This is a genomic window from Kribbella sp. NPDC055110 (assembly GCF_053607525.1).
In genome coordinates, this window is sequence record NZ_JBSGTS010000016.1 from 33,822 (window position 1) to 51,676 (window position 17,855).

General features: G+C 68.2%; 17 protein-coding genes. 7 read left to right on the forward strand and 10 right to left on the reverse strand.

Annotation, left to right across the window (positions count from 1 at the left end; genetic code table 11):
• Nucleotides 1-40: 40 nt before the first annotated feature.
• Both dmpI and ACWF0M_RS24035 read right to left on the reverse strand, forming a co-directional pair.
• Entirely contained in the window at nucleotides 41-223 is a 183-nt protein-coding gene (gene dmpI / locus ACWF0M_RS24030; protein ID WP_131335020.1) for a 4-oxalocrotonate tautomerase DmpI, read from the reverse strand.
• Between the two features lie 84 nt (nucleotides 224-307).
• On the reverse strand, nucleotides 308-1,180 hold the full coding sequence (locus ACWF0M_RS24035; RefSeq protein ID WP_452237936.1) for a LysR family transcriptional regulator: 873 nt from the start codon (nucleotides 1,178-1,180) through the stop codon (nucleotides 308-310).
• A 56-nt stretch (nucleotides 1,181-1,236) separates the two neighbouring features.
• Here ACWF0M_RS24035 and ACWF0M_RS24040 point away from each other — a divergent pair, with 56 nt between their 5' ends.
• Nucleotides 1,237-1,611: a DUF427 domain-containing protein gene (locus tag ACWF0M_RS24040; RefSeq protein WP_452237937.1), complete on the forward strand. Its 375-nt coding sequence runs from the start codon at nucleotides 1,237-1,239 to the stop codon at nucleotides 1,609-1,611.
• Here ACWF0M_RS24040 and ACWF0M_RS24045 read toward each other — a convergent pair.
• Nucleotides 1,575-2,342 carry an alpha/beta fold hydrolase gene (locus tag ACWF0M_RS24045; protein ID WP_452237938.1) on the reverse strand — a complete coding sequence of 256 codons (768 nt, stop codon included), beginning with the start codon at nucleotides 2,340-2,342 and terminating at the stop codon, nucleotides 1,575-1,577. The two genes, ACWF0M_RS24040 and ACWF0M_RS24045, sit on opposite strands and share 37 nt — an antisense overlap.
• Nucleotides 2,343-2,450: 108 nt before the next feature.
• Between ACWF0M_RS24045 and ACWF0M_RS24050 the strand changes: the two genes are divergently transcribed.
• The 4 genes from ACWF0M_RS24050 to ACWF0M_RS24065 all read left to right on the forward strand — a co-directional run bounded on the left by ACWF0M_RS24050 (nucleotide 2,451) and on the right by ACWF0M_RS24065 (nucleotide 7,741).
• Nucleotides 2,451-3,233, forward strand: a complete 783-nt coding sequence (locus tag ACWF0M_RS24050) for a GNAT family N-acetyltransferase (protein WP_452237939.1) — start codon at nucleotides 2,451-2,453, stop codon at nucleotides 3,231-3,233.
• Nucleotides 3,230-3,757, forward strand: a complete 528-nt coding sequence (locus tag ACWF0M_RS24055) for a kinase (RefSeq protein WP_452237940.1) — start codon at nucleotides 3,230-3,232, stop codon at nucleotides 3,755-3,757. The genes ACWF0M_RS24050 and ACWF0M_RS24055 overlap by 4 nt, the downstream gene beginning before the upstream one ends.
• Complete coding sequence (locus ACWF0M_RS24060; RefSeq protein ID WP_452237941.1) at nucleotides 3,754-6,036, forward strand: helicase-associated domain-containing protein; 2,283 nt, start codon at nucleotides 3,754-3,756, stop codon at nucleotides 6,034-6,036. The genes ACWF0M_RS24055 and ACWF0M_RS24060 overlap by 4 nt, the downstream gene beginning before the upstream one ends.
• A 64-nt stretch (nucleotides 6,037-6,100) precedes the next feature.
• On the forward strand, nucleotides 6,101-7,741 hold the full coding sequence (locus tag ACWF0M_RS24065; RefSeq protein WP_452237942.1) for a DNA repair helicase XPB: 1,641 nt from the start codon (nucleotides 6,101-6,103) through the stop codon (nucleotides 7,739-7,741).
• A gap of 107 nt (nucleotides 7,742-7,848) precedes the next feature.
• Here the strand turns inward: ACWF0M_RS24065 and ACWF0M_RS24070 are convergent, their stop codons facing one another.
• From ACWF0M_RS24070 to ACWF0M_RS24085, 4 genes are all read right to left on the reverse strand, one after another.
• Nucleotides 7,849-8,709, reverse strand: coding sequence for a DUF559 domain-containing protein (locus ACWF0M_RS24070; RefSeq protein ID WP_452237943.1), 861 nt, complete (start codon nucleotides 8,707-8,709; stop codon nucleotides 7,849-7,851).
• Between the two features lie 156 nt (nucleotides 8,710-8,865).
• Nucleotides 8,866-9,576: a FadR/GntR family transcriptional regulator gene (locus ACWF0M_RS24075; RefSeq protein WP_452237944.1), complete on the reverse strand. Its 711-nt coding sequence runs from the start codon at nucleotides 9,574-9,576 to the stop codon at nucleotides 8,866-8,868.
• Between the two features lie 26 nt (nucleotides 9,577-9,602).
• A complete protein-coding gene (locus ACWF0M_RS24080) occupies nucleotides 9,603-10,538 on the reverse strand; it encodes a dihydrodipicolinate synthase family protein (RefSeq protein ID WP_452237945.1) in 936 nt (311 codons plus the stop codon).
• A gap of 14 nt (nucleotides 10,539-10,552) precedes the next feature.
• Complete coding sequence (locus ACWF0M_RS24085; protein WP_452237946.1) at nucleotides 10,553-11,608, reverse strand: sialidase family protein; 1,056 nt, start codon at nucleotides 11,606-11,608, stop codon at nucleotides 10,553-10,555.
• A 193-nt stretch (nucleotides 11,609-11,801) separates the two neighbouring features.
• Between ACWF0M_RS24085 and ACWF0M_RS24090 the strand changes: the two genes are divergently transcribed.
• A complete protein-coding gene (locus tag ACWF0M_RS24090; RefSeq protein WP_452237947.1) occupies nucleotides 11,802-13,811 on the forward strand; it encodes a HelD family protein in 2,010 nt (669 codons plus the stop codon).
• On the opposite strand, the gene ACWF0M_RS24095 is transcribed toward ACWF0M_RS24090, so the two are convergent.
• From ACWF0M_RS24095 to ACWF0M_RS24105, 3 genes are read right to left on the reverse strand one after another with little or no spacing between them, the layout of a single operon-like run.
• A complete protein-coding gene (locus ACWF0M_RS24095) occupies nucleotides 13,797-15,212 on the reverse strand; it encodes a hypothetical protein (protein WP_452237948.1) in 1,416 nt (471 codons plus the stop codon). The two genes, ACWF0M_RS24090 and ACWF0M_RS24095, sit on opposite strands and share 15 nt — an antisense overlap.
• Nucleotides 15,209-16,204, reverse strand: a complete 996-nt coding sequence (locus tag ACWF0M_RS24100) for a hypothetical protein (RefSeq protein ID WP_452237949.1) — start codon at nucleotides 16,202-16,204, stop codon at nucleotides 15,209-15,211. The genes ACWF0M_RS24095 and ACWF0M_RS24100 overlap by 4 nt, the downstream gene beginning before the upstream one ends.
• A gap of 31 nt (nucleotides 16,205-16,235) precedes the next feature.
• On the reverse strand, nucleotides 16,236-17,426 hold the full coding sequence (locus tag ACWF0M_RS24105; protein ID WP_452237950.1) for an MFS transporter: 1,191 nt from the start codon (nucleotides 17,424-17,426) through the stop codon (nucleotides 16,236-16,238).
• Between the two features lie 88 nt (nucleotides 17,427-17,514).
• On the opposite strand from ACWF0M_RS24105, the gene ACWF0M_RS24110 reads away from it, so the two are divergent.
• Nucleotides 17,515-17,826 (forward strand): ArsR/SmtB family transcription factor, encoded by a 312-nt coding sequence (locus tag ACWF0M_RS24110; protein ID WP_452237951.1) that lies wholly within the window; start codon nucleotides 17,515-17,517, stop codon nucleotides 17,824-17,826.
• Nucleotides 17,827-17,855: the final 29 nt, after the last annotated feature.

Here is a 17,855-nt window from a genome sequence, read left to right on the forward strand (position 1 = left end):
CGACGACCAGCCAGGACCGGAACGTTCGCTGCGGGTGGAGCTACTTGTCGGCCGTGAGCGTGCCGCCGACGGCCCAGCTGTCCGGGGGCGTCTCCTGGATCCAGACCTGGACGCTCTCGGCCGGGACGCCGAGGCTGTCGACGAACGCGTCGGTGACCTTCTGGACCAGTTCGCGCTTGAGCTCCGGCGTCCGGGGGCCTTGCAGGACGGTGACGATGGGCATCGGATTTCCTTTCGTTGGTGGGTTCTGAGCCCATTCCAGTCCTCCTCGCGCTCGGGAACGAGGCATAGATCCGATGTCCTCCCATCACTCGAACTGATCGGACGCCTTCCGGCACGCCTCGAGCAGTACGGCGAGGTCGCCGCCGACCGTCGTACCGGCCGGGACCGCGAGGCTTGTGGTCAGCGCAAGCCGCGGAGCTGGTCTCCGGTACACCACCCGCCCTTCGCGGAGCAGCCGGGCGTGTGACTCGTAGATGACCGTCCAGCTCGGGCTGCCGGCGCCGATCGCGGCGTGCGTGTCCTGCAGGCTGCTCGAACGCGGGCCGAGCACCGGCTCGAACCCTGCGGCGGCGCAGGCCGACATGACCAGGTCGACCAGCGGTGGGTTCGTACGGCGCTCGGTGATCCGGAGCGGCAGCTCGCGGAGGTCCTTCAGCAGGATCTCGTCGTCCGGGGCGACGGACCTGGGCAGAGCGATGAGGAGCGCGTCGTCCCAGACCGGCACGAACTCCAGGCCGGCGGCCTCGTCGAGTCCTCGGACGAAGGCTGCGTCCAGCTGGCCGCTGCGGACGCGGTCCAGGCGGGCGCGGGTCGACGTACTGATCAGCTCGACGTGGAGCCCTTCGGAGGCGAGCTCCGCGACAACGGTCTCGAGCCGTTCCCCCAGCCCGGTGCTGGTTCCCAGGCGGAGGCTGCGACCGGGGTTGCCGGTGGCGGCGGCGCGGGCGGCTTCGACGGAGGCGAGTACGGCGCGGGCGGCCGGGAGGAAGCGTTGGCCCGCCTCGGTGAGCCGGATGGCGCGGGCCGAGCGGTCGAACAGGAGGATGTCCAGCTCGCGCTCCAGGCGGGCGATCTGCTGACTCACGCCTGGCTGCCCGATGCCGAGCTGCTCGGCGGCGCGGCCGAAGTTGAGCACCTCGGCGACGGTGACGAAGTACTGGATCTGCCGTAACTCCATCTGCAGATCATCGCGGATCCGGGAATGGCACCGGCGCGCGCGGGGTTGTCAGCGGTATGGCGGAGAAGACTGTGAAGATCCCTGGACCGGACCACCCGATCACAGTGGGGAAGAACCCGGACCGGGTGGTTGTGAAGGTCGGCGACCAGGTCATCGCGGACACGCGGGACGCGCTCTCGCTGCAGGAGGCGAACTACGGCGCGGTGCAGTACATCCCGCGCGCGGACGTCGACTTCACGCAACTCGAGCGCACCGAGCACCAGACCTACTGCCCGTACAAGGGTGACGCGTCGTACTACAGCGTCCTCCCCGCCGGGGCGGACGGCGAGAACGCGGTGTGGACGTACGAGCAGCCGTACGACGCGGTTGCGGACATCCGCGACCACGTCGCCTTCTACCCGGACAAGGTGTCGATCGAGATCATCGCCTGAATTACTGGGGCGAGCAGCTCGGGCGGTACGACATGATTCTGGTCGGGTAGTTCTCTGAGTTTCGCGTTCGGCAGGATCGGGACGATGCGGTGCGCGGCGTCGAGCATGAACGGCGCGGTCGCGGTTCCGGCGATGACAAGGGTCGGCGGCTTGATGGCTCGGAGCGTTTCGACCGGGGTGGTGCCTTCGTGGCCCATGACTGCGAAGTCGTAGGCGAGCGTCGGCGCCAACTCGGCGACGCCCGGGGCCATCTGCAGCGCTTCGGGTCTGGGCATGCCCGTCATCAGCAGGAACAGCTCGACCGCCTCCTGGTTCTGCCCTTCCCGGATCAGTTCGAGCACCTGCTCGCCGTCGTCCGACGGGTCCACGTCATCCGGGCCGTACGGCGGCTCGTGCAGCACGACCTTGGTGAACGGCAGTCTGCTCGCTGCGATCGCGGCCAGTCCCGCACCGGACGAGTGCCCGTAGAGCGCCGCCGTACCGCCAACAGCGCTCAGTAGCGCGGCGATGTCGTCGACCTCGCGTAGTACGTCGTACGGCGGGTTGTCGCCGGAGTCACCGCGGCCGCGGCGGTCGTACGTCACTACGTCGAAGTGGCTCGCCAGCTCGTCGGCCAGCGGGCGGAGCGAGTGCCGATCGCACAGTGCTCCCCCGACCAGGATCAGCGGGTCTCCGCTGCCCAGGCGGTCGTAGGCGATCGTCGTACCGTCCGCGGATGTCACTTTCTGCATCTGCTGCTCCTCCGTCGTCGTTGCTGACGTACGGGACGTCGGAGCCGTTCGGGACGCTTCGACATATCTGGTGGCGTGTGGACTTTCTGGGTGGTTCACTGCTTCGCGATGATCACCAGAGTCGATGAATACCTGCACAAGGTCCCGCTGTCCGGTTCCGTCGCCGAACAGGTCGGACTGTTCACCTTGTTCCGCAGTACGACGGTCTGGCCGTACTACGCGCGCCCGGTGCCCGGCTCCGGGGTGAAGATCGAGCTGGCGGACATCGAGCAGGTGCGCGCGCGGTGTGCCGAGCTGGAGATCCCCCTGAGCTTCGAGTGGGTCGTGGAGACCTGTCCCTCATTGGGCGACGCTGCGGCCGCAGCTGGCCTCGGTGTGGTCGAGCACCCGTTGCTGGTGCTGGAGCGTGCTGACTTCCGCCCTGCCACGGCTGATGCCCGCTGCGAGATCCTCTCCGCTGACGAGGAGGTGGTCCGGCAGTCGCGTGCTGTCGCCGGACTCGCGTTCGGTGAGCCGGGTACGGCCGTCGGCACGGCTGGACCGGCCGAGAGGGATTCAGCGGCTGCTGCGATGTCGGAAGACACGGTCTTAGCGCTGCAGAGCAGGGCCCTTCGCGGCGTGGCAGTAACTGCCGGTGCGTTCACCGACGACGGCATGGTGGCCAGCGGGACTCACCAGCCGGTCGGCTCCACCACAGAGATCGTCGGCGTCGGCACACTGCCTTCCATCCGTCGCCGCGGCCTTGCTGCGGCTGTGACCTCGACACTCGTCCAGCACGCGCTGGACAACGGTGTGGACGTGGTGCTGCTGTCCGCCGAGTCCGACGCGGTCGCTGCGGTCTACGAGCGCGTCGGCTTCCACCGGATCGGGTACGCCGGAGCAGCTGAGTGACCGGGAGTCCTAGTACCCGCCTCGTCGTACTGCGCGGGAACTCGGGCTCCGGCAAGTCGACGACGGCCCGAACGCTGCGTGAACGTCTCGGCCGCGGTACGGCGTGGGTCGAGCAGGACTACATCCGCAGGATCCTGCTCCGCGAGTACGACCTCCCAGGTGGCGTGAACGTCGGACTCATCGACCTCAACGTCCGCTACGCCCTCGACCACGGGTACGACGTGGTGCTCGAGGGAATCATGGACGCCGCCCGGTACGGCGACATGCTGCGGCGCCTCACGTCCGACCACCGCGGGACGACACTGCACTACTACTTCGACATCCCGTTCGAGGAGACCGTCGTACGGCACGGCACCCGGGACCTGCGCGGTGTCAGCCCGGACATGATGCAGGACTGGTACCGGGAGCACGACGTACTCGACGGCATCGACCAGACCGTGATCGGCCCGGACAGTGCACTGGACGAGACCGTCGCCAAGATCCTGACCGACCTTGGGGAGGATCCCGTACCGTTGGAGGGATGAGCACAACCGAGCCGACTCGCCCCCGTACCCTCGCTGAGGCGTTGCGGGGTTGGGGTGACGCCGCGCTCGGTGAACTGCTGCGGCGGCGACCTGACCTGGCTCTGCCGATCCCTGCGGACACCGGGCAGCTGGCTGCGCGTGCGACGAGCAATGCGTCGGCTGCGCGGGCGATCAACCGGCTGGACGAGTTCGGTGTGGACCTGCTGGAGTCACTGTCCGCATTACCGGAACCGGTGGACCTGGAGCTGTTGTCGCAGGGCGTCGGCCAGCCGGTGGAGGTGGTTCAGCCGCGGGTGGCTGAGCTGCTGGACCTCGCGCTGGTCTGGGGTACCGAGGACGACCTGCGGCCGATCCGTGCGGTACACGAGCTGCTCGGTCCGACGCCGGCCGGGCTCGGTCCGAGTACGACGCGGCACTTCGGTGATCTGGACCACCTGATCGACGACGCCGGCCCGGACGCGCGCGCGGTACTCGACAAACTCACGTGGGGTCCGCCGACCGGTTCGGTGGAGAAGGCCGACCGGCCGGTGACGATCGCGTCTGCGCGCACGCCGGTGGAGCGATTGCTGGCGCGCGGTCTCGTCGTACCAAAGGACGCGAACACGGTCGTGCTGCCGCGGCAGATCGGGCTGCACCTGCGGGGCGGGCGGGTGCTGGCGTCGACACGTCCGGTGCCGCCGCCGCTGGACGGCAAGAAGGTGTCGGCCACTATTGCCGACCGTGCTGCGGCTGGTGCTGCGCTCGACATGGTGCGGTTGGTTGACCGGGCTCTGGAGCAGCTGGGGACCGAGCCGCCGCCGGTACTGCGCACAGGCGGCGTTGGTGTCCGTGAAGTGCGCAGTCTGGCCGCGAAGATCGGTGCGGAAGAGCAGACCGCTGCTGCGGTGTTGGAGATGGCGTACGCCGCTGGGCTCGTTGCTGCGGTGGAAGTCGGGACCAGCGAGCTGTGGCTGCCGACCAGTGCGTACGACGACTGGCTGGAGCTGGACCTGGCGCATCGGTGGGCTCAGCTCGTCATGGCGTGGTTCTCCGGCCTCAGAGCGATCGGACTGATCGGGCGTCGGGACAGCACCGGCAGTACTGCGGCTGCGCGGGAGCGGCTCATCAACGCGTTGGCACCGGACCTGGAGCGGTTGCTGGCACCGGAGATCCGGGTGCTGGCGTTGCAGGCGTTGGCCGAGGCTGGTGCGGGTACTGCGCCGGCTCCGGAGACTGTGGTGATGTGGGTGGCTTGGCATCGTCCACGGCGCGGCGGGCAGTTCCGGGACGACCTGGTCGAGTGGAGCGTGTCAGAGGCCGCACTGCTCGGGCTGACCGGGTTGGGCGCGCTGGCGGTACATGCGAAGCCGCTGCTGGGACCCGAGCCGACAGCTGACGAGCTGGCCGAGGCAATCAGTCCGCTAATGCCAGAGCCGGTGTCTGAGGTGTTGCTGCAGGCTGACCTCACTGCGATCGCTCCTGGCCCATTGGTGCGCACTGTGCAGGACGAGCTGTCGGCGATGGCGGACGTGGAGTCGGACGGCGGCGCTGGCGTCTACCGGTTCAGTGAGAGCTCCGTACGGCGTGCTTTCGACCTCGGGCGGACCGCGGAGCAGCTGCACGCGTGGTTGGAGGAGCATTCCCGTACGCCGGTGCCTCAGCCGTTGGCGTACCTGGTCGACGACGTGGCGCGACGGCACGGCGTACTGCGGCTAGGGACTGCGTCGACGTACCTGCGGTGTGATGACGAGACAGTGCTGACCCAGCTGCTCAACTCGAACCTGCCCGGTGTGCGGTTCCGACGGCTGGCGCCGACAGTGGTGGTGTCGCCGTCACCACCCGACATGGTGCTGAGCCGATTGCGGGACGCTGGTTTGGCGCCGCTCGCGGAGACGTTCGACGGTGCGTTGCATGTGACCGGTGCGCCGCGGCGTGGCGAGGCGCCGCGTCGGCGTACCAGCCGGGACTTCAACGAGAGCGCGTTCGACCTGAGCGACGACCAGGTGAAGGCGGTCATCGAGAAGGTACGCACCGGCGACCGCATCGCCGCCGAACGCCCCGGCGACGACGGCCTCATCGAACCCGCGGCCCCCGCCGAAACCATCGCCGTCCTCACCAACGCCGCCGAGGCCCACACCCGCACCTGGATCGCGTACGTCGACCACAACGGCCACTCCTCCGAACGCATCGTCGAACCCGTCCGAGTAGCCGACGGCTGGCTCACCGCCTACGACGACACCACCGAAACCCCCCGAACCTACGCCCTCCACCGAATCTCCACAGCCCGCCCAGTGGACTGAGCCGCGGTTGGTTGTTGGTTCGGTCAGGCACAATGGAGGGTCGGGGCGAGGATAGGAGTTGCGGGTGTCGGACGGTCCTTTGATCGTGCAGTCGGACAAGACCTTGTTGCTGGAGACGGCGCATGCGGAGGCGAGTGAGTGCCGGAAGGCTATTGCGCCGTTCGCGGAGTTGGAGCGGGCGCCGGAGCATGTGCACACGTACCGGCTGACACCGCTGGGCCTGTGGAACGCGCGGGCCGCGGGGCATGACGCCGAGCAGGTGATCGACGTACTGCTGCGCTACAGCCGGTACCCGGTCCCCCACTCGTTGCTGGTCGACATCGCCGAGACGCTGGACCGGTACGGGCGACTGCGGCTGGAGAAGCACCCGCAGCACGGTCTGGTGCTGGTGACGACCGACCGGCCGGTGCTGGAGGAGGTACTGCGCAGCAACAAGGTGAAGCCCATGTTCGGCGCCCGCATCGACGACGACACCGTCCTGGTGCACCCGTCGGAGCGCGGTCACCTCAAGCAGACCCTGCTGAAGCTCGGCTGGCCCGCTGAAGACCTGGCCGGGTACGTCGACGGTGAAGCGCACCAGATCGACCTGGTGACGGACGGTTGGCAGCTGCGCCCGTACCAGGAGCAGGCGACCGACTCGTTCTGGCACGGTGGCTCCGGTGTCGTCGTACTCCCCTGTGGTGCCGGCAAGACGATCGTCGGTGCGGCCGCGATGGCACAGGCGTCCGCAACCACGCTGATCCTGGTCACCAACACCGTGTCCGCGCGGCAGTGGAAGGACGAGCTGCTGAAGCGCACCAGCCTCACCGAGGAGGAGATCGGCGAGTACTCCGGTGCGCGCAAGGAGATCCGCCCGGTGACGATCGCGACGTACCAGGTGATGACGACGCGCCGAAAGGGTGTCTACACGCACCTGGAGCTGTTCGACGCCCGCGACTGGGGCCTGATCGTGTACGACGAGGTGCACCTGCTGCCCGCGCCGATCTTCCGGATGACCGCCGACCTGCAGACCCGGCGCCGCCTCGGACTGACCGCGACACTGGTCCGCGAGGACGGCCGCGAGGGCGACGTGTTCTCGCTGATCGGCCCGAAGCGGTACGACGCACCGTGGAAGGACATCGAGTCGCAGGGCTGGATCGCGCCGGCGGACTGCATCGAGGTGCGCGTGGATCTCGAGCAGACCGAGCGGTTCGTGTACGCGACCGCCGAGCCCGAGGACCGCTACCGCCTGGCCGCCTCCACCCCGGCGAAGTCGAAACTGGTACGGCGGATCGCCGAGCACCACGCCGACGAGCCGCTGCTCGTCATCGGTCAGTACATCGACCAGCTGGACGAGCTCGGTGAACGCCTGGAGTGCCCGGTGATCAAGGGCGAGACCACGGTGAAGGAACGGCAGCGTCTGTTCCAGGCGTTCCGCACCGGCGAGATCAAACGGCTGGTGGTCAGCAAGGTCGCCAACTTCTCCATCGACCTCCCCGAGGCGTCGGTCGCCATCCAGGTCTCCGGCACCTTCGGCTCCCGCCAGGAAGAGGCCCAGCGCCTCGGCCGGGTCCTCCGCCCCAAAGGCGACGGCCGCACCGCCCGCTTCTACTCCATCGTCGCCCGAGACACCATCGACGCCGAATTCGCCGCCCACCGCCAACGCTTCCTAGCCGAACAGGGCTACGCCTACACCATCGTGGACGCAGAAAACCTGTTTGCGTGATGTGCAAGGTCGACAGGAGATGTCGGAGTCAACAGTTTGTCGCCACGCTCAGCGCCTGCGGTTTCAAGCGGGGTTCGAGGGACATCTCCTGTCGAGGTTGTACGTAGTCAGCCGGCAAGACGCCGAGCCAACGCGGCCCGGACGGTCGCGACAACCCAGGCCGGGTCTCCGACGACCTGCTCGTAGGTGAACCGGAGCACGAGCCACCCAGCCGCCACCAACTCGTCGTACCGGTGGCAGTCAGCAGCAAAGTCCCGCCGAGATCCGTGGAACTCGAAGCCTTCCGCCTCGAGGGCCAACCGGGCCTTTCGGTGCCCGAGATCAACCCTGGCCCGAAACTGCCCATGAGTCACCAGGACCTGCGCTTCGAAGCCGTCGACGCCTGCACTGATCAGAAGCCCCCGGAGGATCGACTCGAGGAAGCTGTCCGAGAGGTGAGTAGCGGCGGCGGCTGTCTTGCGCGCGTTCGGACAGCCGTAGCCACCCATCGCGGCGGTAGCGGCAAGGAGCTCGTCCTGGCTGAGCCTGCCGGTCGCGAGGGCTGCGTCCGCCACCGCCAATGCCTCGCTGAACGGGAGGATGCGGGAGCAGTCGACGACGGTCCGCAGCAGAGAGGTCAGCCGGTTCCGGCGCTCACCGGAGCTGGTTTCAGCCCAATGCAGGACAGCGGGTGGTCCCGGACGTGGGCGGCGTTTGGGCGGGACGATGATGTGGGGCTTCGGCGGTGTCAGCAGTAACGGAAGCCCCAGCGTCTTCGCAGCACTCACGTGCGAGAGGACTCCGTCGTACGCCAGCACGGCCGCCTCGTCGGCCGGAAGGTCAGGCAGCGCATAGATCCCCAGGGCAATCCGCTGGATCGCACCCCGCTGGATCGCTGCCTCGACGCCCCTGCGGGAAGTCGCGGCGACGAGCTCAGCTCGCGTCGCCCAACCGCCGCGGCGCGCGAGGACCTCATCGACCGGTTCCATCCGAGGATGGTGCCCCAAACGGGACGAGTGGTGATTTGAGTTGTCCACAGGTGGCAAGGTCGACAGGACATGTCCCGGCCCGAGGGGGCGATACACGCTCAGCTGACTCGCAGATGCTCTTCAGTGGACGTATATGTCCTGTCGAGCTTGCACGCGCTATTCGCCGAGGCGGGTGTGGATGCCGTTGAAGTGGCGTTTCATGGAGTGGGCGTAGGTGTCGGGGTTGGCGGACTCCAGGGCGTTGAGGAGGTCTCGGTGCCAGGCGGCGGCGTCGGCGGGGGTGTAGCGGGCGCCGGGGAGGCGGGCGTCTACCTGGGCGAAGGTTCGCCAGAAGACCGACAGCAGGTCGATGACGAGGGCGTTGCCGAGGGGCTCGTAGAGGGCCTGGTGGAAGGCCCAGTCCTCGTCGGGGAAGTATTGGCCTTCGGCGGCCTTGGCTTCCATCCGTTCGACGATGGGTTCGAGCGCGTCGTACCCGTGCTGCTTGAAATGCCCGACCACGTCGTCGGCGAGGCCGACCTCGATCGCTTGGCGGACCTCCAGGACGTTCTGGACGTCGCGGAGGTCGCCGGCCATCGACTGGGACATCCGGAAGGCCAGCCCGTCCTCCAGCGATTGCAGTGAAACCTCGCCGACGTACGTGCCGTACCCGTGCCGGATCTCGATGATGCCGACCGCCTGCAGCGCCTTCATCGCCTCGCGCAGCGGGTGCCTGCCGACGCCGAGCTGCGCCATCAGGTCCTGCTCGTTCGGCAGCGGGTCACCCGCCTTCAGACCGCGTTCCAGGATGTACGACTTCATCGCGTCCCGGATAAAAGACTGATTGCCCGCCGCACCACGTGCCCGGCTGAGCCCACCCGTTGTCACTGCCGGCCTCCCTTGGTCAGGATCGCTCAGTGTAATCCGGCCCGGTCCAGCAGGGGCCGGACCGCGGCGATCTCCGTGTCGTTCAAGGGTATGGAGGGGTACGCCGTGACCGGGCAGTCGATCACGCCCAACAGGTACAGCCCCGCCTTGAATGCGCCGAGCGCCGCCGAACTGGCCCCCATCCGGGACCGGTCCGCCACGTTGATGATGTCGAACAGCCGGAACAACCGGTCCTGCTCGTCCCGCGCCGCGGCCGCGTCACCGCCCACCGCAGCCTTGAACAACCGCACGTACCCGGCCGGATCCACGTTCCCCAGACCAGGTACGACGCCGTCCACCCCGAACGCAAGCGCCGAGTCGACGGTCACCTCGGACCCGGTCATGATCACAAACCCGTCGAACCCGGCCTCCCGCCGTGACAGCACCAGCTCTCGCAGCGACGTCTCCTGCCCAGAAGAGTCCTTCACGCCGGCAATCACCCCCTGCTCCCCCAAAGCCATCACGAGAGAGGCAGGGAGCTTCGTACCGGCCCGCGGCGGGATGTCGTACGCGTACAGCGGCGTGTCACCCGCAAGCGACGCTAGCCGAACGAAGTGGCGCTCGATCTCAGCGGGATGAGTAGCCGCGTAGAACGGGGCCGTGGCGACGATGCCGTCCACACCGGCCTTCAACGCGGCAGAAACGTGCGCAGCGACCCGACTGGTCGACGTGTCGATGACACCGGCCAGCACCGGCACCTGCCCGGCCACCTCCGTAACAACCGTCTCCAGCACGACCTGGCGCTGCTCGTCGGTCAGGAACGTGCCCTCACCGGAGGTGCCGAGCACGAACACCCCGTCCACACCCCCGGTCAGCTGGTACTGGATCAGCCGGGCCAGCGATGCAGTGTCGACGTCGTACGACGGGGTGAGCGGGGTGACCAGCGGCGGTACGACGCCGGTCAACTGGGCGGACTCGGTCAAAACATCTCCAACCTCTAGAGGGCGAATGTGGCGAAGCGCAACGTCGCGAACGAGGAGGTCTCACCGGCCTCGTAGAGGATCCCGATCGAGCCGTCGGCGAGCAGCACCAGATCGGAGTACCCGGCCATGCCCTCGTGCACGACGAGGCTCGGCTTCCACGCCGCGCCGGAGTCCTCCGACACGAAGACGGTCAGCTCTCGGCGTACCGCAGGATCAACAGGTGTGGACAACAGCAACCGCCCGTCGGGCAGGCAGAGCACACTGCCCTGGATACCGGGTGCGGTGATCTCGGGAATCCCGGCGTACGGCGCATCGAGGGTCTGACCGCCGTCGGACGACCAGGCATGCACGCGGGCCGGGCCGGTGCCCTGGTGGTTGCGGGCGTTGAAGTACAGCCGCCCGTCCGGCAGCTCGGCGACGGCGGTCTCGTTCGCGTTGATCTCCGCGCCGTCGTTGCGGTCGACGAAACCGACCGACCAGGAAACGCCGCCGTCGTCGCTGTAGATGCAGTGCCCGCCGTTCAACCGGATCAGGTCGTCCACAGGCTCGGACGGGACAAAGGAATGATTGGCCGGTACGACGAGACGCCCGGAGCGCAGCGTGATGCCGTGGCACGGACCCGTCGCGTACCAGCCCCAGTCGCCCGGCTTCACCTGCTCCGTGATCTCAGCGGTGGGGCTCCACGAAGCGCCGTCGTCGGACGAGCGCTGCACGAAAACACGCCGGCCGTCGAAAGGATCGGTGCCCCGGGCAAGCGACAGCTCGACCGCGTCGGCGCCGTTCTGCACCGTCACCAGCACGATGTCCCCGGACGTGGGGTCGACCAACGGAACCGGGTTTCCACAGGTCTTGCCGGGCTCCGCCGACACCACCTGCAGCGGCAGCCAGGTCCGGCCGCCGTCGAGCGAGCGCCGCAGTACGACCTCGATCTCGCCCGCGTCACCGGCCCCGTGCAGCCGGCCTTCGCAGAAGGCAAGCACCAGCGAGCCGCGAGCGAGCACGGACGGGGTGCGGAACGTGTGATACCCGCTCCCCGCCGGATCGAAGACCGTGCCAACTCTTGAAGACATAGGACGTACTATGTCATGGTGTGGCCTTCCGACGGAAGTGAGGCCCCATGCCTTCGCGAAGGGTGTCCTCACCGGTGCCGTGAAGGGCTGATCACAGAGCCGTAATTCGGTACCGCCGGGCAAGGTGCTCAAGTAACGTGGCTGGGCTGTGTCGACACAGCCCTCTCCCCCACTGCTCGCCGGAGGTTTCGCCATGCCCTCAGATACGTCCGACACTCTCCAGGACGAGAAGGACTACCTGAAGACCTCCCGGGCCGCGCTGGCGCTGATGCGGGAGAAGACCGGCGCGCTGGAGATCCACAGCGCAGACCGGGTCAACCAGGAGTACCTGCAGGCGGCCATCTTCCGGCGGATGAAGGAGCTGGAGGACGACCCGGACGTGCCGCTGTTCTTCGGGCGGCTGGACTACCTGGAGCCGACCGACGAGACGTTCCACATCGGGCGCCGGCATGTGAACGACGCGCTGGGCGAGCCGCTGGTGGTGGACTGGCGCGCGGACATCTCGGTGCCGTTCTACCGGGCCAGCAGGACCGAGCCGATGGGTGTCGGGGTACGTCGGCGGTTCGGCTTCACGCACGGCGAGATGACCGCGTTCGAGGACGAGGACCTGACCGCGACCGGTCAGGACGAACAGCACAGCGACATCCTGGACGCAGAGATCGAGCGCCCGCGTTCGGGCCCGATGCGGGACATCGTGGCCACCATCCAGCCGGAGCAGGACGTGATCGTCCGGGCCGGCGTCGACGACACCATCTGCGTGCAGGGAGCACCTGGTACCGGCAAGACCGCGGTCGGGCTGCACAGGGCGGCGTACCTGCTCTATGCGTACCGCGACCAGCTCAGCCGGGCCGGTGTGCTCGTGGTAGGTCCGAACGCGAGCTTCCTGCGGTACATCGGAGACGTCCTTCCCGCGCTGGGCGAGATCGAGGCGAAGCAGACCACCGTCGAGGAGCTGGTCTCCCGCGTGAAGGTGGCGGGTCCGGGGCCGGCAGTGGTCGACGTACTCAAGGGCGACGCGCGCATGGCCGACGTACTGCACCGGGCCGTCTGGTCGCACGTCAAGATGCCGGACGAGTCGCTCGTTGTGCCACGGGGCGCACACCGCTGGCGAGTAGCGGCGTACCAGGCCGAGGAACTGGTCACCGAGCTGCGTGGCCGTGGCATCCGGTACGGCGCCGGCCGCGCGATGCTTCCGCAGCGCCTGGCCCACGCGGTGCTGCTGCGCATGGAGGCGGCAGGTGACTCCCCCGACGACCGCGTGCAGGACGCTGTCGCGCGCAGCCGTCCGGTCAAGCAGTACGCCGACGCGCTCTGGCCGGCTGTGGACCCGGCGAAGCTGCTCTTCCGCCTCTTCACCGACCCGGACGTCCTCGCCGAGCACGCCGACGGCATCCTCACCGCGGAGGAGCAGGCGCTGTTGATCTGGGACAAGGTGCCGCGGTCGCCCGGTGCGGCCAAGTGGTCCGTTGCCGACGCCACTCTGATCGACGAGATCGCCGACCTGGTCGACCGTACGCCGTCACTCGGACACGTGGTGCTGGACGAGGCACAGGACCTTTCCGCGATGCAGCTGCGCGCAGTCGGCCGTCGCTGCTCGACCGGCTCGATGACGGTGCTCGGTGACATCGCGCAGGGCACCACACCGTGGGCCACACCGTCGTGGGACGAGGCGCTGAAGCACCTGGGCAAGACCAGCGCCCACACCGAGGAGCTGACCGCCGGCTTCCGTGTCCCCGGCCAGGTGATCGAGTACGCCGCCCGCCTCCTCCCATTGATCGCCCCGCACCTCAAGCCGCCCACAGCGGTACGACGGGCGCGTGGTGAGCTGACCATTACTCGCGTACCGGACAGCCTGGCTGCTGCGGTGACAGCGGTCCACGAGGTGTCAGAGCGCCTCGGCTCGATCGGCCTGATCGTCCCGGATGCACTGGTCCCCGCAACCCGGAAAGCCTTGCAGGGCATCGCTTTCTCGGTCCTCGGCGACGAAGACGACGTCGATGCACACCTGGACGTCGTACCGGCGTCTCTCGCCAAGGGTCTCGAGTTCGACCACGTGGTGCTGGTGGAGCCGGCCGGCATCGTGGCTGGTGAAGCCGACGAGCGGACCGGACTCCGACGCCTCTACGTCTGTCTGACCCGTGCTGTCACATCACTGGTCGTTCTGCACAATGAAGACCTACCTGAGGTACTAGAAACCCCGTGACCCGCCGGAGCGGCGTGACGAGCGCCGGGACGAGCCGCCTCCGCTGGAGCGCGTCCGCGACGACCAGGAGCTGCGCCGACTCGAGCCGCTGGACCAGCTCCCACCGTCGTCGTCGGAACCGCTGCTCGACGAGGCCGCCCAGTCACCGACGGAGCTACCGACGTTCGAGCTGAACCGGCCGAAGCGCGCACCTGGTCGGCGGGACCGCCAACGCGACCGCATCTCCTCGCCACGACGCCGGAAGTCGGAGTCCGGGAACCACCACACCCTGCCGTCGCCCTGCGACCAGTACCCGTCGACGTACGCGGCGAGCTCCTCACCGAACTCCCAGTACGGCCGCTCGATCTGCCAGCCCTTCACCATCCGGATCTCGGGCTTCTCGCCGGCCTCGTCGCGCTGCTTGCACGCCGCGCAGACGTCCACACTGCGCGCAGCGCCCTCCTCGGGCTTCCACTGCACCTCGGCGACGCTTGGACCGTGCCGCGGATCGAAGAAGCAGGGAGCGGTCGGCTCCGGGATCGGCTTGCCCGCACGCACCGCCTCCAGACAGACAAGGCCGTAGCGGGCCGAGCCGAGCAGTGTCGTCACCGCCTCGATGTCCTGGTCGCCCTTGGTCTGGTCGAGTCGGTGCCGTGCCTTCTCGACGGTGTCGAGCACGTCCTTGGACAGCTTCGACTCCTGCGCGTCCGAGGTCGTCGGCAACGCGGAGACCTGCTGCGAGAGCGTGATGACCTCCTCGTTGAGCAGCGGCTGCGCGACCTTCAGGTGCGCCTTCTCGTCCTGCCGCCGCGCCCGCCGGGCACCCAGTCCGGTCACGGTGACCCAGAGCCCGATGATCCCGGCCACGCCACCCGCGTACGGCGCGGCGTCGACGTAGAACGGCTTGTTCACGACCTGGGCGCGCTGGATGAATCTCTCGAGCATCGACTCGTAGTCCGGCGCGCAGCAGTCGACCGCCTGGTCCACCGCATCGCCCACGAAGTACGTCGGCCCGTGGTCGGCCCGCTGTACGGCGTGGAACCCCCGGCCGGCGGACTGCGACGAGGCGTCGACGAGTACGGCGTACACGCCCTCGACGCCGACGCGGTCGTACAGCTGGTCCGCGATCTCCTCGCCTTCCCAGGCGGGCTGCGAGTAGTACCTGCTCTCCGACTTGCTGATCTTGTCCACGGGGATCACGGCGATCCGGATCGGTGCGCCGGCGCTCTTCGCGGCCGCATCGAGCTGGGCGGTCTCGCTGGCGCTCAGCTCCGTCACGTCTGGGTCGACCCAGACGCCGGGGTCGCCGAGGTGACTGGCCACGGTGCTCATGTATGCGTCGGGGTCGCCGTCCGCGTGCGCCAGTGGCGCGGGCAGGACCCACAGGGTGATGACGGCGAGCGCGCCGAGCAGACGGTTCATCGTGCTCCTCCCGAGAGCCGTTCACGACAGGCGTTGCAGACCGGGACCTCCCGGGGCCGCCCACCAGGTGGCGTGTACATCCAGTCCGTCACGGAGGTGCCGTGGCCGGGGTCGAAGAAGCAGGTGGCACGGCGGGCAGGTGCGGGTGTTCCGGCGACCTTCGCCTGCGCACAGGCCAGCCGCCATCGCCCGTACTCGACCGTGGACCGCACCTCGCGCAGCTTGTCGTCGTCGGGCTCCCCGTCGACCACGCGTCCGGCATCGGCGTATGCGTCCATCGCCGCCTGCACGTCCGCTGCCGTATCCATGCCGTCCAGACGCACGTCCGCGGCATCCAGTTCCTCGCCGAAGCGCGTGACGTCCTCCCGCGCGGTCGCACGCCGCTCGTCCAACGTGTCGACCTCGTCCGGCAACACGTCGTACGACGGCCGGTAGAGCGCAGGCCCGGCGTCCTTGCGTGACCGCATCCTCCACAAGAGCAGGCCGGCTGCCAGAACCACCAACGCGATCAGCAACGGCCACAGCCAACCGGGCGCGCCTTTGGAGGCTTTAGGTACGTCGAGTTGGTCCAGCACCCCGTTGAGCGTGCCAACGGGATCGGACCGGCTGTGCTTGCCCAGCTCATCAGTGAGGATGCCCGCGATCGGAGTGTCGACCCCGACCGCACTCCCCCAGGTGATCGCGCCACCGAAAACCACCAGGTAGATGCCGTCCGCCTGCTGACGATCCACCAGCTGGTCGACGTACGTACGAGCTGCCGCGCTCTGGTCGCCGGCGCCCAATGCGGCAGCGGGCACGACCGCGATGCGAATCGCCGGGTCGCGCCCGCTCACTCGTTCAACCAGCTCGGCGGCGTCCTTGTCCGGTACCAGTGACCGCTGCGTCGGATCGACGTACACAGGTGACGTCTTCCACCCGTCGACCACCGCGGCGGGGTCGTTGGACCCCGTCAGGGTGGTGGCGAGCAACAGCACACCGGCAAGCAAACGCATGGGCCAAAGAGTGCCCTACTAGAGGTCCTCCTCAGTCCGCGGCTGCTGTGAGGTAGATGTCCTCGTCACGCTCGAGCTCCTCGACCCGCTGCAGGGAGGTGTCGCGCCAGAGCAGGTAGAGCAGGCCCAGTACGACCAGCGACAGTGCGGAGGCCAGCACGGGGAGATAGCCGACGCCGAGCGTCTGGATGACCAGTCCGCCGACCACAGCGGACAGCCCGGCACCCAGGTAGATCGCGGACGCGTTGAGTGAGATGAGCAGCCCGCCGCCGAGCTCAAGCAGCAGGTTCTGGATCGGTGGGTTGAAGGCCCAGGTCAGCATGCCCCACACGACCAGAGCGGCGCCGGCGCCGACCTCTGTCGTCAGCGTCAGGTCGAGGGTGGAAAGGACGGCGGTGATCCCGATCATCAGGACGACCAGGGTGCGGAGGCTGCCGAACCGGTCGGTGATCCGGCCACCGAGGAAGTTGCCGATGACCGCGCCCACGCCGTACAGGAGCAGGAGGAGGCCGGTGACGTTTCCGGTCAGACCGGCAGTGTGCTTGAGCAGCGGGACGATGTAGATGTACACGCTGAACGCAGCGAGCACGGCAATGACAGTCATTGCGAGAATGATCTGCACGCGTCGGTCCGCCACACCGGCGAAGCGCTCACGCAGGCTGACCGCAGGAGGCGCGTCGACCTTCGGTAGCGCGGCGCGCTCGGCGATGGCGACCAGTACGGTGACGGCGGTGATGAGTGCGAAGACGCCCTTGTAGCCGAGTGTGGGGCCTAGCAGCGTGCCTGCGGGTACGCCGAGCACCAGTGCGAATGTGAGACCGCCGAACACGATGGCCACTGCTCTACCGCGTTCCTCGGGTGGCATCAGGCCGGTGGCGAACAGTGTGGCCGCAGGCGTGTAGAGAGCGGCTCCGAACGCAGCCACGACGCGGCCGACGATCAGGATCGGGTAGTTGACCGCCAGCGCGGCGATCAGGTTGCCGAGCGCAGCCAGTACCAGCGCGGCGATCAGGAGGGTACGGCGCTCCCACCGGCCGGTCAGCGTGGACAGGAGCGGCGCACCGATCGCGTACGACAGCGAGAACGCGGTGGCGAGTTGGCCGGCTGCGGTCAGCGAGACGTGCAGCTCCGAGCTGACGTCGGGCAGGACACCGGACACGACGTACGCGCTGGTGCCGACCGCGAACGCACCGGCGCCGAGCAGGTAGATCCGTGCGGACATCGAAGACCTTCCGGTCGAGGTTCACTAGTTCGACCGTCATCGTACTACGATCATCGTCGAACTTCGACCGGCGTCGTACTATGGACGCATGGTCAGCAAAGTCCTCCCGCAACCGGAGCGGGACGAGATCCGCGTCGAGGCCGTTCTCCAGGCGCTCGGCGAGCCGATCCGGCTGACGATCGTCCGCGCGCTCGCCGACAACCCGGCGGGCGTCTGCTGCGGCGAGATCGAGCTGCCGGTGACGGCGTCCACGCGCGCCCACCACCTCAAGACCCTGCGCGAGGCAGGCGTCCTGTCCACCCACACCGACGGCACCCGCCGGATCAGCATCCTGCGCCGCGAAGACCTCGAGGCCCTCTATCCCGGTCTACTGACGGGCATTCTGTCGGCGAAGCAGTAACCAACCGCAAGGTTGCGGTTGGTTGGTTG